The organism is Bartonella sp. EBT8 (genome assembly GCF_055796165.1).
The window spans coordinates 16,658-31,496 of the sequence record NZ_JBTTDJ010000013.1; the positions used below are offsets into that span (position 1 = coordinate 16,658).

Below are 14,839 nucleotides of genomic sequence, written 5' to 3' on the forward strand. Positions count from 1 at the left end.
ACATTTTTATCAAGAACAACACAAAGCATCCCCTTTGCAAAAGATTTTTGCATCCACATTGTGGTCCATTCCTCTCTTCTTGCAAAACGACACAAAAGCAATAAACCTCTTCTTGATTAAAGACCACTCGCGCATCTGTCGATAATTTTTCAAACTGTACGCAATCTCTTAGGAAGCTGTTTCCCACTTTGCTTTTAATTGATCCCTTTGCGGAACAATGGAATTTTTTCCGCCACAAAAGAGCTTTCACTGATGCACGACAACGCTTTCCCCCTCTCTTAATACACTTTTCCTAAGCGAGCCAATGCGTCCGTTCTGATTCCTTTACCAAGCGCAAGCTTTCTTATAGAATCTTGAACCTTTTTAGTGCTTGAGAAGATCCTTAAAGACAAGAGCATCACCAACAGATCTACCCATATCAAGATCTTCAGGAGGCAGTCTTGTAAAGAATTCATCATCTAGTATGGATTAATCCTCTGTTTTCCTCTCTTTACTGCTCTGTTGGGCATTTTGTTGGATATTGTTTCTACCAAAATCAAGAGCCCCATCATGAAGAGAAGAGATCTCAACGCCAGAAATCATACCGGCAGCGCTTATGGAAAGATTTCCACTGCTTACTTGGAAGGATTCATCTTCTTTTTTCCTCTCTTTACTGCTCTGTTGAGCATTTTGTTGGATACCGTTTTTACCAGCATCAAGAGCTCTATCATGAAAAGCAGAGAGTTTAATACCAGAAACCATACCGACAGATCAACGAGCAGCAGCACTTATGGGAAGATCTCCACCGCTTACTTTGGAGGATTCACCTTCTGTTTTACTGTCTTTAGTGCTTTGTTGAGTATTTTGTTGGATATCGTTAGGAACTTTCATAAGTGTTTTCAATTGCTGTTCCACAGCATCCATACGCTTAGTGAGTTGCGTGATATCTCTGCTTTGTTTTTCGTCAAGACTCTCGATATCTTGACAGTTTTTTTTCAACAATGCATTCAATGGAGCATGTCCCATTCGTCCACTCGCATAAAGAACCACACGAATATGTTCAGGCTCATCAATATCAGCGATAGAAAATGGAAAAAGTGCCATACTATGACCTCATTCATATTGGTTACAGAAGAAAGAGTACGTAAAATCAACGCCTTGGCCTATTTTCACGAGCCGTGTTTTTTACAGACACCCTTTGACAATTTACTAAAAAGTGTCTGAACAACACCCTCCAACCGAAGCATGTGCTTCAACACGACTTTAAGAACTTAGTTTAGCGCTGCAAAAAGATTCAATTTTTACACTTTAATCGCATAAACAAAGTCAGAATCGGAAGAAACTGAAAAGTGCGGTCTTGGAAAGCCAAATCTGGAACTAGAAGAATGTGAATCGCGCAAATCTGGCACCTTAAATGTTCCTGACAGACCTCCTCTTCCCCATTTATCACCAATTGCATTAAAGAGATCTGGATAGTCTTTTTGTGAATACGCGCTCCCATCACACAAAAGCCACCCTTCAGGGATATTTTTCATAGCAAAAGAGGCAACAAAGCCCGGAGGTAAAAGTTGAGAAGAACTCGTGGTAGGATTTGTTAAAAACCAACCATCGGCATTTTCTCCAGCAATATTGCAGGTATAGACCAACTCATAAAGACCGCCACTTTGAATTTCTCTTCCACTGAGCGGAGCGATACCCTCTAATGTAATTTTATAAACGGGTCTTGTCGGTAATCTGTTTAACGCCACATTTGTTACACCTTTATTCACCCCTTGAGCTTTAAAGCGCACCACAATACCATTGCTATATGATTCAAACGGAGACTTTGTCTCTAAATGAATAGATGTTCTTTGATGATGCCTATCGACGGCAAACTCTGTTTCAATTCCCCCCCCATTATCGAATAGATATTCTTTGATCCGTTGCATCATAGCACGCGCGCTATCATTGACTGAGCTTGGCGGTTGCCCTTCAGCCCAGTTTATATTTTCATCAGCGTAGGCGTTTTCAGAGGCTTCAAGTGACCAATCATAAATCGAGCTCATAGCACATATCCTTTTTGCAAAAAGCGCAGACGGGCAAAAAGAGCAGAAAAGAAAGCCGCCATTTTCTTTTTAAACGGTGTAATTTTTTTCATTTGAAAACCGATTTTATCATAATCGACATGCAAGAGTTTTGTCTTTGCATTGATAAAAACAGCAGCGGGATTCAAACGCAGAACATCTTGAGCAAGAACACCGCGATAGCGTTGCGGATGCCCCTTATAATTAAAGAGATAGAGTGGATAGCCATTTTTCTCACCGACGGGGATGATATTTTCTTTCGCTCTCGCATCACAAAGTCCTAAAATTCCTCCCACAAGTCCGAGCACTTGCTGAGCATCGCGTAATGGATCTTTTGTAATGGAAGGCATGGTTGTTGAGTTTCCTGATTTTGTTCCGTAATTTCCAGCGGCTTGTGTTCCCACATTCAACAATTGCGCCAACCGGTTCCAACCTTGATTATCTTGTTCGGTCCATTTTTGCCGCTCAGCGTCCAAAGCATTTTGCCGGTTTAGATCTTGAATCATTCCGCCCTTCAAAGCATTAGCTTGTGCGTTACTTTGCCCTTGATAATAGGTATTCGCGGCATTAACCTGATCACGCGATGAGTGATCAATCATCTGATTAGCATTCATCATATTGTTGACATCTTGATTATACTGCTGTGCAGTAGCACTTGTCGCCAAAGCTCCAAGCTCATCAGCGAGCACACCGGTATGTGCACCAGAGCCATAGCGCCCCGCCCCAGACATAGATTGATTAATGGCATCAGAAGTTTTACTCAAAGCATTTTGCAATGCAGCATTAAATTTACTATTGCCCCCAATCCAGTCTCCCTTTGCCATATTGAGGAGGTTTGTAGCACTTTGCGTTGGCGCATTAAACCATTGGGTCAGTGCTGGATTATTATATTGACGCGCAGCACTTTCCAGACCGGTAAGAGCATTTTGTGTCATATCACTAAGACCAGCAACCCGCTCTCCCTGATACACGTTTCCACCAATTCCTTTATTATAAAGATCGAGCGCTTGTGCACTTGCTTTTTTGAAGATATCTGCTGCCCAAGCGGGTGGAGCATTTGTTTGTGTTACTGTTTGCACTTGAGGTGTTGTTTTTTTTCTCATGGGACGAGAACCTTTCTATAATGAATAAAATCACGAGAATATCCGTGACGAGACAGCATTTTAGCCCACCCGAATCTTCCAAACATATGCATTTCCTCAGCCTGAATTGACCGTGCCCATTGTTCGACCTTTTCAATCAATTGGACCAATTTTGGACCTCCCTCACCAGCAAGATCGGAAAGGACAACGCGTTTTTTCCCCCTCAGGGTTCTTTCAACTTTGGTCATTGCAAAAGCACTAAACTGCGTTTTATTTTTTAAGATCAGCCATAATTGAGCTTGCCCAGTCGTCAATTCTTCAGCAATTGTTTTCAAACAGACATCATCGGGAAAGCGTTTGGCGTATTTTTTCAAAGCAGCATTGAGAGCCTCTTGATAGGGAGCTATTTTTTCCCACGACCATTGATCAGTAAGATGAGCAGAATAAAGATTTTGGCTTTCATGTTGCAGTGTCATAACGTTGACTCTTCCCACCTTCTTTTAAAACAGAACCCTCTACCAATTATGAAGCACGCAAAGCTCATGTTTTTATAATCTCCCCTGAACATACTCTGTTAAGAAGAAGCACACCACCGCGCCTCCTCCCCCACAAAAAGCACGCTACCAGCTATTCCTTTATTCAGGCGGCAAATTCTACCGCACACACCTTCATTACCATGGCACGCTATCGCACACACCTTTATTTCATAGCATGCTATCGCAAACGCCTTCATTACCATGGCACGCTACCGCACACGCCTTTATTTCATAGCATGCTATCGCATGCACCTTTATTTCATGGCATGCTATCGCATGCCGGCAGCCTTCAATTCCACATCGAATCCAGTCACATGCGACCAATTCACCCCTTCAGGAATTCGCAATTTAAAGCGATAAAAACGCGCCCTAGCGCGAGAATGAATTTGCCCAGTATTCTGAGAAGGCTTTTTTTCCGGCAACCAAACAGTTTCCTCTTCAATCGATTGCCTCAAACGCATCCCCACAGATAAAGTGAACTCACCACTATTGACTTGAGGCATAATATTTTTGACCCGCGTTATGGTCCCATTTGTTTGCCCCATTTCTTGTGAGGTCACCACACAAGCCATAGGTTTACCGGAAAAGGAACCGAGTCTTCCCTGATGATCAAAGGCACCAAGAATAGGTGCTTCATTTTTCCAAGCTTTACTATCGAGCGAAAAGGATAAATCATCAAGTTTTTTTGAAACGCGATCAAGAGCCTCCAAAGTCATTCCCGCCACGAAAATGGGTAAAACCATTTTGAGATCTACGGTTGCTTTGGTCCATTTTTGCAATCCCCAATCATAGATGAGTAAGATATGTTTTTGTACGGTATCATCGGTATTGATCATCCAATAAACGCGATTATACACGCCATCGATAGCAGCAGAGAGGGTGTAGAGATTATTACTACACGATTTTGTTGTCATCGTTCTATCAACTTTTTCAAAGCCGATAGGTATAATCTGTCCCTCATTGGTCATCTGATAAAATCCGCCTTCATCAGCAAAGAAGGCAAGATCTCCACGACAAACGATTGATTCAGCATTTTTCGCCCCGCGTTTATCGTGGATTTTTTGGAAACTGAAGATAATCTTAGAGCCAGGGATAAAGGATCCGGCATAGATTGCAGAGCGCATAAAGATGATTGGATTTGTTGTTTCCGTTGCCCCTTGCACGAATCCGCCATCGGGGAAATCCTGATAATCGCAGCTTTTTTGTCCCACGGTCCAGCATTCGGCATCATTCAACCCCGACCAATGCACGCGTCTTGGATGTTCAGTTAATTTCATCAAACAGACGAAATCTCCCCACACCCGCACAATACCGGCTCGCGGAGGATTTCCGCCTAAATTTCTAAATTTTCTATCATGATTAAGATCGATCACTTGTGGTTTATCATTGGCATTAACGGCAATGACATAATCGCCAAACAAAGCAAAGGACCATGGAGCATCGATATTGGCAAAATAGGGTTTTCCCCTTCGGCTAATATCTTGCCATTGCATTGTTGTATTGTTGAGAAGGTAGATTTTTTGTGCTGTCCCAACAATAATAGCCACGCCATTTTTTGTTTTCACAGCAAGAGCCCCTAAAATACGATCAGGACAAGGCTCTGAGAGAGGCTTAAAGCTTGGCATAGGGATATAGGACCCATCGGCCGGCAACACATTGATAAGCTCATCGGTAAAGATGCCATTGATGTCAGCCACATCGGGCCGATAATCCGCGATTGGGAAAAAAGCCATTGAGAACCCCATGAAAAGAATATTTGAAGAACCTTATCGGAAGCGATATTTCAAATCGCAAAGGCTTATTTTATTTGAACAAAAGAGCCTCTCCAATGGAATAAAACTCTGTAAGAAAAGCATAAATTACACTATAGGCAGCAGTAAACAGCACAATTGGCACCCTCAAGTTCCTCAAAAGAGGAAACCCTTAACCACCCACCATCCCCCCTATAAACATTCACGATCCACGTCTCCTCAACCCCTACACCATGAAGAACGAGCCCTTTAGAAACACGTTGGTAGAATATTTGAAGCCTGTTTTCGGCGCGAAGTTTCAAATCGCAAAATTTGCAGTTGTTCTTGATAATCTCTAAAAGAAACAGCAGCATATTCAGGATCTTTCAGGATATTTTTGTAGAGTTCATATTTTGCACGCGCTTTAATAAGATCAAAGGCATAGATAAACCAAGGATCCTCTTCTTCACGCACGCCTTCATCGCCAAAACGGCGAGGCGCGTAAACAATTCGTACGGTATTAACCTTTTCTGGTACAGGCAGAAGTCCGATCATTTTATCCCAGAAGGTATAAAAAAGAGTCTCTCCCATTGGAGGAACCACGCCATATTGTTGTAGCAACGCGTCTACAGATCCAAAGAGCAATTGTTTTTGTGTCGCAGAATCTGTTTCCAAAAAGACGGCTTCCACATCTGTTTCTTTTCTAATAAAAACGCCGTCACCTTTCCCATACCATATTTTATCACGTTTTGTTTTAAAAGTTTCCTCTCTTTTTCCATTAAAAAAGAGGGGTTCGCTTTCACACAAACGCAAAGCGGTAAAAATGGAATCTTGAATTTGCGTCGAATATTCAGCCGTTGTATCATCAATTTCATCTTGAATAAGAGCCACCATATGAGCAAAGGTTTTAGAACGGCTCGAATATATGCGATTAAGATCATTGGCATCAGGGGATGGAACGGTCATAAGCAATCAGAATCCTTTTATCTATGCAACATTTTAGATGTCATGCTTTTCTTCCCCCCAACAAATTTTTCTGCTGGAGAGAAGATTTTACAAACGAGCATCGTTTTTAAGGCAGCCTCTTTAAGCAGGCGCTCCATAAGTTGGGATAACGATTGTTGCGAAATCCTGGACGCCTTGGTTACTTCCTGGTAAATTGTAGCACGTTTTTTTCATTCCTATAATGGTCTTAGCGGCGACCCCGAACTCCCGTTCATAGTCAAACAGCTCTTCAACCAATTTATAGCGTGTAGCCCCACGATCTTTTCCAAAAGCAATCACAGCACTTTGTGCTCCCAAGAGAACAGCGCGCCGCACATTTGGCACCGCCTTATTCGTTGTTGCAGATTCGACCCCTTCCGTGACATGTTCAGCTTCCCGCAAAACAACACCATTATACATTCCAAGGGATCCATCATAGAGTGGATTTTTAAGACGGCTTCCACTATAGATTGCTTTGGTAATATCGAGCCATTGACCGGCATCTGTATTGGTCCGCAATTGTGTCACTTGGGTTGGGTGCAGATAAAGCACATAGACATTTTCCCCATCAATGCGCACTGGTCTAATTTTAGGATTTGCCAGTTTAGCGCGTTCAACGGCTTGATCAATCAACTTAAGATTAAAACCATCATTTTCTTTCAAGTCTTCATCTTTTGTTTTCCCATTAGGACGAACAATTCGTTTATCAGTTGGCGCCGTTGGTGTATTAAACCCATAATGCACCGGTTTAAGAGTAATGGAACGTCCTTCAAAGTTAAGCGCTTTTGCGGTATATCCGCAAACTTGAATGAAGAACATCATACTCAAGCGATCAGCATACCAATCGACCAATCCATTTTTCGCTTCGGTCCGCAAATCATGGAGAATACGTTGCTGATCGATCGTTCCTTCATTTTTGACCCGCACGGCATGAACGAGTTCGTTAATAGCCAAGCGGTCATTAAGAAATTGGAGGGCTTCTTCATTGCCTTCAAGCGTTTGCCCTTCACTGACCCCATCCCCAAGCAGCTGTACGCGCAAGTTAAAGTTAATGGCATCGCCACTTGCTTTATTTGTTTCATCTTTTAATTGGACGATACTGTTGGAATCATTGCCAATCAATGGTGCGATAGGAATTGCTTTTGAAACCTCTTGGTTTAGTAATTTAGACCATGTACGTACTGCCATTGGGTCATTAATTCCGATATAAGTTACGGTCATTTTATCCTCTAAAGTTTATCGACAGAAAAAAACCGGCAAAGAAGCCGGCTATTAAAACTCCACATTTCTCATTCTCAGAGGGTGGATTTTTATTGTATATTTTGTGTAATTTTTGCCTGGTCTCCTTCGCCTCCCCCTTATGCGAGATCTCCTCACTGCGCTCTTATCTTCAAAGAGGCTCTCCCCTCTTCCACCTTTGGTGCTTTTCACCCCTCTCGGCTTCAAGAGCATCCCTTCTCACATGATCCCCCTTCAAGCTGTCCTTTCAGAGATCTTCCCCCCCAGAAAGAAGGTTAAATGAACACTTCCCCTTCTGTTTGAAACAATCACATTGGTTTTAGCATTTATTTTCCATTGTCTCTTTTTTTCTCGATGGTACCCTTTTTAGAAACGTGTCTCTTCCCCCTTATGCGAGATTTTCTCCCTGCATTTATGCTTTCAAAATCCTCACATTCCCATTAACCTTTTGACCAAAAGCCTTCTTCAAGGGCTTCCCTTCTCACATGCCTCCTTCACAAATCTCTCTCTTAGAGATCTGCTCCTCCCATTAAGCGGTTAAAAGCCGCTTTATTTTTGGGATCAGAAACCCAAAGATTAAATTCTGCTTCTGTCATTTTATCAAGCATCTCCAAAGAAATGGGACCACTTGGCGTCAAACCGTTATAGGCAGCAAGAGTACGAGCAGCATTCTGTCTTTCCTGCCAATTTTGCCCCCCATCTTTTTGGGCATCATTTGCACCATTTGTGTAGCCAATTTTTTGTGCAATAGAATAAATGACTTCAGCAGGATTTTGGTTTTTCTGCGCACAAACGCGCAAGATCTGCTTCAACTCATTGCCAATCACTTCGTCAATGGCTTTTGGATCAGCCATTTCCGGATAGAGGGAAGTAACAGCAGCCAACTGCTTAGCCCTTGTCTCGTAAATAAAATCGGCAGCCTGATCAAAATCATGATGTTTTTGTTTCACGCTCGCAACAGATTGCTGAAAAAAAGCCTGCAACTGTTGTGCTTCAGAAGTAAGAGAATTCTGTTGTTGTTCAGCCTGCAACAATTCCTGTTTATGCAGTGTTTTCCCCAACCATTGCATATAGCCCATAAAATCTTTTTGTGGATCAGGCGGTCCGTCACCCTCCACCACCTCTTGCCCCTCTTGTTGTTGCTCACCCTTTTGCTGTCCCTCCTGATGTTCGTGAGCATGCTGATGCCCTACAAATTGACCTTCCAGAATCTTTTCCGATTCCTCTCCAGCCCTTTCGCTATCGTCTTGTTTTGTAGCAAGAAAGCCCTGTTGCAAATGGTTTTGTTCTGCGGGCGTTAGATATTCCTGATTCATCCTGTTAGCCTTTTCTTTTTCAAGCGATAAAATAATATTTTTCCAAAGCGAGCCGTTTACTTTTACGCATTTACATTTTGCAAAACAGCTTGCACCAGCTGTTCCACTCCAGCATTACCCGCAAGCATTTCTCCAGCATGGTCTCTTTGCACAGGAGCACTTTGCTCCTCTAGATTGTTCGCTTGCGCTTTGATAGCAATTTTATGGATGAGCGATGCAGGCAAAGGTGAATAGCGTAACAGATCGAGCATAATCTCTGGCGTTGTGAAATTTTGCATCAAAGGCAGCAATTGCATAATAATTGCAAATGTCCGCTCTTTTTCATTAAGACTTGTAGGCGCATCATCAACAACAATATCATATTCCAAACTGGTAATCATTTCGCGTGTTAGCGGCACATATTGAGCATTTTCCTCACCAGCGATACGCACCAACCGCCCATCGGAGAGATAGTTTTGAATAAGATAGAGAATAATTTTCCCCTGTCTTTGTCGATATCGCCGCAAGCCATCAAAGAAAGAAGCCAACAGATTGAGTGACGATTGGCGCCGTTGTTGTTCCAGAACACCTGGTTGGTTCACCGCCCTTGTACCAATAAATTCAGAAGACAATCCGGTCACCTGTTCGAGTGCGCTCTTTGCTTCATTAAACAGCTGGAAGAATCCTTGTGGAAATTGCGCCACGGGTTTAGGCTGAATCCTCCCCCCCGAGACCGCGCCACTTTTCAACCAAGTAATACTATCGGCCCGCGCCCAACTTTCCACCGCTTGGCGATCGTCATCGAAAGCATCGCGTTCAGCCATAATTCCACCTTTTGATTGGCTATTGAGCAGATGCATCACTTGACTAAAATATTTATTTGCCCAGCGTTGCGGATCTTTTGTTGGTTTCACAATACCGTAAAATTGTCGGCTTAATTTATCGAAAGTTCCGGTAATACACTCCCACCCCAACTGATTAGGAGGCACGAGGGGTTGATCTGGTGCTTCAAGCAATTTTCGCCCCAAGAAGGCACGTTTAACAACTCTCCTCGTCAAACGTGTTGCTTGGATTTCAGGAAAATCTCTCTTTAATTTTTGGAAATCCTTCTCAGAATAATCGCTATATATCCCACTGAACGGATCAAGAACTTTATAAACAACTTCGCGTTCGAACCATCGGCATTCAGCCAATGTGACCATTTTAGGGCTCTGAAAATTTGCCCCCTCCTCCCCATCTCCATGATAGCGTTGATCACTATAGCTCATATGCGACGAAACGCTCTGATTTTTCACCCAATCAGCATTCAGATCACTCCAATGGACATGAGGGAACATTTCCCTGGCTATATCCAGTGGTTTTTCATCAATATACCACAAGCGCTGCGCATCGATGAGATTTGGTTTGACCGCACTTGCATCCCAGACCATTTTCAGTGGATCCAATCGTGCAATGACGGGTTTTCCTTGAGGATTTTCTTCATAATCGAGGCGTGTATCTGTCCAGCCCATACCGCAAATGATCGCATCTTGAAAGGCATCAGAATCCTCATACTCTCCACCGGCCTCATCACGAAACCATTCAGCAGCCCCCGTGAGGATCTGGTTGGCAAAAGCAGCACCTTCTTGTCGTGGAATAAATTGCACTTGTCTTTTATTATTGCGCTCAGTGCCAATCACGGCATTGATCAAAGGAGCAATACGGTTAAAAGTCATGACGGGTCTATTTTGTTCGCGCAACGCGGCAAGATCTTGCTCATTCCATTGGCGCCCATTATAAAAATCGTAGTCTTCTTGGGCATTTTTTCGCCATTGCTCGACATGGGCAATATCATCATGATACCAGCCCACGAGTTTTTTAAACAGCGCCTGATTTTCAAGGGTTTCTAAAGGATCGAAAGAATTATGAGAACTATTCATTTAAAAAGCCATCCATGAAGTTTGAGAATGGTGAAGCGAGCGATAAGCAGTTTTTTTTGGTCTCGCCTGAGGTTGTTCATAAGCCACGCACATCAGTCCAAAAGCATCGGCGCCATGGCTTGCCCAATCATGTTCAGCGCCCAACCCGATATTTCGTTGTTCATCCCGCTTTTCGTGATACCAAGCGAGCGCTTTTCGCCCCGCGTGTGTTGTTTCACGGTTAAACCATATAGCAGGAAACAATCGCCTGACCGCTTCGATACGCATTTTGACCGCCCCGATCCCCTGATTAGGAATAACTTTCGTTTGAAACCCCGCCTGTTGGAGCGCACTTTCAAAACTAACATTATAGACACGATCTTTAGTCGCGCCATCATGGGGCAAGACCATCAGCGCCTTATCATATCCCCTTTGAAACACCCACCCCACATGCTCTGAGAGGGGTTGCCCCTGCGCTTCATAATAATCGAGGACACGAATTTCCCGTCCCACAAATTGCGCCACCCATAAAGCGGTCGCATCGGCCCTTGCCCCTGTTCCTCCGATATCCCAAAAGATTTTAACCTGCATGAGTGGATCACGCGGAACAGTGGTAATACGCCCCTCCTGTTCAGCTTCGAGCAGTGCTTTTTGATAATAAGCCCCCTGAACAGCTTGCATATATTCGCCTTCCCAAATATGGTTATACTGTTCAGGTCTTTGTGCTAAATCGGCTTTTCGATCTCGATTCAGTTTTTCAGGGAATTGCGGATTATCCCGCCAATTGATTTCAGCCCCCTTGATATTGGGATCATCAACATTTCGGAAACGTTGTTCCACAGGCGCATTTTCTCGGCACGGGTTCCATGTCACCCATAGTTCGGCATTCCAATCTTTTCCTTCCTCACGCAAAGTTGGAATGAGGGTTTGCCAAGCGGTTTCCGTCACCGGTTCCGCCTCATCCACCCAACAAAGAAACACCCTCCCCATTGATTTAATACTTGCAATATTACGATCAAGCCCAGCGAACACATACACAATCCGTCCATCTTTTGACTTAATATATTTATCGCCAATTTCGTAATAGTCTTGCAGGAAAGGATACATTTCTATCGCCCGTTTAATTTCCTCCAACGAGCTTTCATTGAGAGAATTTTGAAATTGCCGTGCACAGAGAATAATCCCCCGCTCTCCAGCCTTTCCATGGCGATATCCCATCACAGCAGACATGAGAGCAAAAGAACGGGTTTTTCCAGATCCCCGTCCTCCCCAAGCGGCTCGCACATCAGCCTTTCCAGCAAAAACGGGCAGCAATTTCGGAATAAGAGCAATTTGCGCCGTTGTCATAAAACCTCAAACACTACAAGTCTCAAGCCCCAAACGTCCAAGCAGTACACACCACCGCACCCAAGAGGGACCATACTCCACCACAACACGCTCCAAAGACACATCCCACGCCACCACGGCAGCCCCTCACGCCCCCGCCGCCTGATGAATTGTCTCCAAGCACCACATCCTTTGCAACCACCGCCACACTTTCAACAGGCAAAACAGCTCACCGCCCCCGCCTCTCCAATAACGAACCCACGCACCACATTGAAACCATCACCACGCAAGGTCTCAATCAGCACGAACCTCCACCACAAAACGCTCCAAAGACACGCCCCACACCACCACGGCAGCCCCTCACACCCCCACCGCCTCATGAATCGTCTCCAAGTACCACATCCTTTGAAACCACCGCCACACTTTCAACAGGCAAAACAGCTCACCGCCCCCGCCTCTCCAATAACGAACCCACGCACCACATTGAAACCATCACCACGCAAGGTCTCAATCAGCACAAACCTCCACCACAACACGCTCCAAAGACACGCCCCACACCACCACGGCAGCCCCTCACGCCCCCGCCACCTGATAAAGCGTCTCCAAGCACCACATCCTTTGCAACCACCGCCGCACTTTCAACAAGCAAAACGGCTCACCACCTCAGCCTCTCCAATAACGAACCCACGCACCACATTGAAACCATCACCACGCAAGGTCTCAATCAGCACAAACCTCCACCACAACACGCTCCAAAGACACATCCCACACCACCACGGCAGCCCCTCACACCCCCGTCACCTGATGAAGCGTCTCCAAGCATCACATCCTTTGCAACCACCGCCGCACTTTCAACAAGCAAAACGGCTCACCACCTCCGTCTCTCCAATAACGAACCCACGCACCACCTTGAAACCACCACCACGCAAGGTCTCAATCAGCACGAATCTTCTACAACACGCTCCAAAGACACATCCCACACCACCACGGCAGCCCCTCACACCCCCGCCGCCTGATGAATCGTCTCCGAGCACCACGTCTTTTGAAACCACCGCCACACTTTCAACAGGCAAAATAGCTCACCGCCCCCGTCTCTCCAATAACGAACCCACGCACCACATTGAAACCATCACCACGCAAGGTCTCAATCAGCACGAACCTCCACCACAAAACGCTCCAAAGACACATCCCACACCACCACGGCAGCCCCTCACGCCCCCACCGCCTCATGAATCGTCTCCAAGCACTGCGTCTTTTGAAACCACCGGCACAATCTCCACACGTGAGACGGCTTTAACATCGCCCCCTGCCTCTCCAGTCACTTGCAAAGGCAAAACCTTTGCAAGAAGCGAAAAAAAAGGCACAGGATTATTAAGAGCATGATATTGGAGATAAGAGACCAACCCATCCTCACCATAGTGATATCCGGCTTGCTCAGCAGCAGTAAGAAGGGCTTCATTAAAGCGCTTTGTTGTTTTATTCAAAGCACCTTTTTTCCGCCCTTTTCGGCGTAAAGGAAGACAAAGTTCATCAGCCATCATGATGTTCCTTCAAATAAAGAAAAACGCCTCCCACGACAGAAAAGAGTGTAAAATCAGGGACGAAATTTTGAAAATAATGAAAAGTCTTTTGTTAAAAGATCAAAATCATTGAGAGCGTTTAGGCACGACCATGAACCATTTTAGTAATCCTTTGCCGGATACGCATCCTTTTGTGGATAATTGAATAAAGGTTTTTCGCCGTTTTATCACAGGCTTCTTCCTCTTCTTACGGTCATTCTCTTTATTCTCTCAAAAACCAAGCAATTTTCCTTTTTGCCCCCGCAATAAAGCAAACATAAAAGGGAAAAAAGCAAGAGAAGATAAAAAGAAGAACGCTCCTCCTAGAAGGGAAGCCCTCTTGAGATGAGAATAAGAAGAGGATTCTCTCATAAAAAACCGCAAAAACTTATCCCATCCCCCACTTTTCTTAAGCACCCAGCAAAGTCATCAAGCCAAAGGATGAGCAAAAATAGTCCATCAGACAAAATTTTCTAAGACCTCTTCTTTTCAGATTCTTTCAGAACAAAACACTGTTTAGGAATTCCTCAAGCATCCAATTCCTCAAGCACCCAAAAACTTATTGATGATACACACGAATTTGACTGATGAACGCATCGAGTTTCTGATAACCCCTACAATTCTTCCGATAGCCCCTAAAATTCAAGGGATGATCACAAAGAATTATCAAATGACCACTGCTTCTCACAACTAATCTGCTCGAAGAGAACACAAAACTTATGATTTTTGCAAGCACGAGATCTGAGAACCCAAGATCTGAAAATTTACGACACGAACCAGCATCTCTAAGCAAAAACCAAAGATCCTTCTGGATTTTTTGAAAAATTACGAAGGTTACCAAATTACAACGGTTACAAGGGATTTCTGGATTTCTGTAAATTTTTTTACGAAGATTTTGCCCCACATATGAAATGCATCTCCCCGCTTTTCACTTGCTTTGACAAAAGCGCGCAATTGTAATTGTATCATTATGATACTTCTTGAGATTTACCTTGTCAAGTTTTTTATGTCCCATCATCATTTTTTATCTATCCTCTAGGCACACCCTAACAGGCACACCCTAACAGGCACACCCTAACAGGCATACCCTAACAGGAACACCCTAACAGGAACACCCTAACAGGAACACCCTAACAGGAACACCCTAA

18 protein-coding genes are annotated in these 14,839 nt (G+C 44.2%); all 18 read right to left on the bottom strand.

Translation table 11 applies throughout. The annotated features are described in order from the left end of the window. Positions 1–468 precede the first annotated feature (468 nt). Positions 469–741, bottom strand: a complete 273-nt coding sequence (locus AC0QT4_RS07455; protein WP_473201081.1) for a hypothetical protein — start codon at positions 739–741, stop codon at positions 469–471. 9 nt (positions 742–750) lie between these two features. Then, a complete protein-coding gene (locus AC0QT4_RS07460; protein ID WP_473201082.1) occupies positions 751–1,083 on the bottom strand; it encodes a hypothetical protein in 333 nt (110 codons plus the stop codon). Between the two features lie 197 nt (positions 1,084–1,280). Then, a complete protein-coding gene (locus AC0QT4_RS07465; protein ID WP_473201083.1) occupies positions 1,281–2,024 on the bottom strand; it encodes a phage tail protein in 744 nt (247 codons plus the stop codon). Further along, the gene (locus tag AC0QT4_RS07470; protein WP_473201084.1) at positions 2,021–3,145 is read right to left on the bottom strand and encodes a tail fiber domain-containing protein; all 1,125 of its coding nucleotides are present in this window, start codon (positions 3,143–3,145) and stop codon (positions 2,021–2,023) included. The genes AC0QT4_RS07465 and AC0QT4_RS07470 overlap by 4 nt, the downstream gene beginning before the upstream one ends. Continuing rightward, entirely contained in the window at positions 3,142–3,600 is a 459-nt protein-coding gene (locus AC0QT4_RS07475; RefSeq protein ID WP_473201085.1) for a hypothetical protein, read from the bottom strand. The genes AC0QT4_RS07470 and AC0QT4_RS07475 overlap by 4 nt, the downstream gene beginning before the upstream one ends. A gap of 329 nt (positions 3,601–3,929) precedes the next feature. After that, positions 3,930–5,393, bottom strand: a complete 1,464-nt coding sequence (locus AC0QT4_RS07480) for a hypothetical protein (protein ID WP_473201086.1) — start codon at positions 5,391–5,393, stop codon at positions 3,930–3,932. Positions 5,394–5,660: 267 nt separating this feature from the next. Next, positions 5,661–6,356 (bottom strand): hypothetical protein, encoded by a 696-nt coding sequence (locus tag AC0QT4_RS07485; RefSeq protein WP_473201087.1) that lies wholly within the window; start codon positions 6,354–6,356, stop codon positions 5,661–5,663. A 120-nt stretch (positions 6,357–6,476) separates the two neighbouring features. Next, positions 6,477–7,595 carry a N4-gp56 family major capsid protein gene (locus tag AC0QT4_RS07490; RefSeq protein ID WP_473201088.1) on the bottom strand — a complete coding sequence of 373 codons (1,119 nt, stop codon included), beginning with the start codon at positions 7,593–7,595 and terminating at the stop codon, positions 6,477–6,479. A 527-nt stretch (positions 7,596–8,122) separates the two neighbouring features. Next, on the bottom strand, positions 8,123–8,929 hold the full coding sequence (locus tag AC0QT4_RS07495) for a hypothetical protein (protein WP_473201089.1): 807 nt from the start codon (positions 8,927–8,929) through the stop codon (positions 8,123–8,125). Positions 8,930–8,991: 62 nt separating this feature from the next. Beyond that, on the bottom strand, positions 8,992–10,827 hold the full coding sequence (locus AC0QT4_RS07500; protein WP_473201090.1) for a portal protein: 1,836 nt from the start codon (positions 10,825–10,827) through the stop codon (positions 8,992–8,994). Then, positions 10,828–12,153 (bottom strand): PBSX family phage terminase large subunit, encoded by a 1,326-nt coding sequence (locus AC0QT4_RS07505; RefSeq protein ID WP_473201091.1) that lies wholly within the window; start codon positions 12,151–12,153, stop codon positions 10,828–10,830. It lies immediately after the preceding gene. Between the two features lie 22 nt (positions 12,154–12,175). Next, the gene (locus tag AC0QT4_RS07510; protein WP_473201092.1) at positions 12,176–12,355 is read right to left on the bottom strand and encodes a hypothetical protein; all 180 of its coding nucleotides are present in this window, start codon (positions 12,353–12,355) and stop codon (positions 12,176–12,178) included. Continuing rightward, a complete protein-coding gene (locus tag AC0QT4_RS07515; protein ID WP_473201093.1) occupies positions 12,345–12,512 on the bottom strand; it encodes a hypothetical protein in 168 nt (55 codons plus the stop codon). The genes AC0QT4_RS07510 and AC0QT4_RS07515 overlap by 11 nt, the downstream gene beginning before the upstream one ends. Before the next feature lie 131 nt (positions 12,513–12,643). Continuing rightward, the gene (locus tag AC0QT4_RS07520; RefSeq protein WP_473201094.1) at positions 12,644–12,781 is read right to left on the bottom strand and encodes a hypothetical protein; all 138 of its coding nucleotides are present in this window, start codon (positions 12,779–12,781) and stop codon (positions 12,644–12,646) included. Positions 12,782–12,856: 75 nt separating this feature from the next. Continuing rightward, positions 12,857–12,994, bottom strand: coding sequence for a hypothetical protein (locus tag AC0QT4_RS07525; RefSeq protein ID WP_473201095.1), 138 nt, complete (start codon positions 12,992–12,994; stop codon positions 12,857–12,859). Next, positions 12,984–13,205, bottom strand: coding sequence for a hypothetical protein (locus AC0QT4_RS07530; protein WP_473201096.1), 222 nt, complete (start codon positions 13,203–13,205; stop codon positions 12,984–12,986). Before AC0QT4_RS07530 ends, AC0QT4_RS07525 begins: the two co-directional genes overlap by 11 nt. After that, on the bottom strand, positions 13,195–13,362 hold the full coding sequence (locus AC0QT4_RS07535; RefSeq protein WP_473201097.1) for a hypothetical protein: 168 nt from the start codon (positions 13,360–13,362) through the stop codon (positions 13,195–13,197). The genes AC0QT4_RS07530 and AC0QT4_RS07535 overlap by 11 nt, the downstream gene beginning before the upstream one ends. Next, positions 13,359–13,670 (bottom strand): hypothetical protein, encoded by a 312-nt coding sequence (locus tag AC0QT4_RS07540; RefSeq protein WP_473201098.1) that lies wholly within the window; start codon positions 13,668–13,670, stop codon positions 13,359–13,361. Before AC0QT4_RS07540 ends, AC0QT4_RS07535 begins: the two co-directional genes overlap by 4 nt. Positions 13,671–14,839: the final 1,169 nt, after the last annotated feature.

What these genes read in the sequence shown, in the direction of transcription:
- AC0QT4_RS07455 (WP_473201081.1), bottom strand. Translation starts at nt 741, where the DNA reads ATGGTTTCTGGTATTAAACTCTCTGCTTTTCATGATAGAGCTCTTGAT.
- AC0QT4_RS07460 (WP_473201082.1), bottom strand. Translation starts at nt 1,083, where the DNA reads ATGGCACTTTTTCCATTTTCTATCGCTGATATTGATGAGCCTGAACAT.
- AC0QT4_RS07465 (WP_473201083.1), bottom strand. Translation starts at nt 2,024, where the DNA reads ATGAGCTCGATTTATGATTGGTCACTTGAAGCCTCTGAAAACGCCTAC.
- AC0QT4_RS07470 (WP_473201084.1), bottom strand. Translation starts at nt 3,145, where the DNA reads ATGAGAAAAAAAACAACACCTCAAGTGCAAACAGTAACACAAACAAAT.
- AC0QT4_RS07475 (WP_473201085.1), bottom strand. Translation starts at nt 3,600, where the DNA reads ATGACACTGCAACATGAAAGCCAAAATCTTTATTCTGCTCATCTTACT.
- AC0QT4_RS07480 (WP_473201086.1), bottom strand. Translation starts at nt 5,393, where the DNA reads ATGGCTTTTTTCCCAATCGCGGATTATCGGCCCGATGTGGCTGACATC.
- AC0QT4_RS07485 (WP_473201087.1), bottom strand. Translation starts at nt 6,356, where the DNA reads ATGACCGTTCCATCCCCTGATGCCAATGATCTTAATCGCATATATTCG.
- AC0QT4_RS07490 (WP_473201088.1), bottom strand. Translation starts at nt 7,595, where the DNA reads ATGACCGTAACTTATATCGGAATTAATGACCCAATGGCAGTACGTACA.
- AC0QT4_RS07495 (WP_473201089.1), bottom strand. Translation starts at nt 8,929, where the DNA reads ATGAATCAGGAATATCTAACGCCCGCAGAACAAAACCATTTGCAACAG.
- AC0QT4_RS07500 (WP_473201090.1), bottom strand. Translation starts at nt 10,827, where the DNA reads ATGAATAGTTCTCATAATTCTTTCGATCCTTTAGAAACCCTTGAAAAT.
- AC0QT4_RS07505 (WP_473201091.1), bottom strand. Translation starts at nt 12,153, where the DNA reads ATGACAACGGCGCAAATTGCTCTTATTCCGAAATTGCTGCCCGTTTTT.
- AC0QT4_RS07515 (WP_473201093.1), bottom strand. Translation starts at nt 12,512, where the DNA reads ATGAGGCGGTGGGGGTGTGAGGGGCTGCCGTGGTGGTGTGGGGCGTGT.
- AC0QT4_RS07535 (WP_473201097.1), bottom strand. Translation starts at nt 13,362, where the DNA reads ATGAGGCGGTGGGGGCGTGAGGGGCTGCCGTGGTGGTGTGGGATGTGT.
- AC0QT4_RS07540 (WP_473201098.1), bottom strand. Translation starts at nt 13,670, where the DNA reads ATGGCTGATGAACTTTGTCTTCCTTTACGCCGAAAAGGGCGGAAAAAA.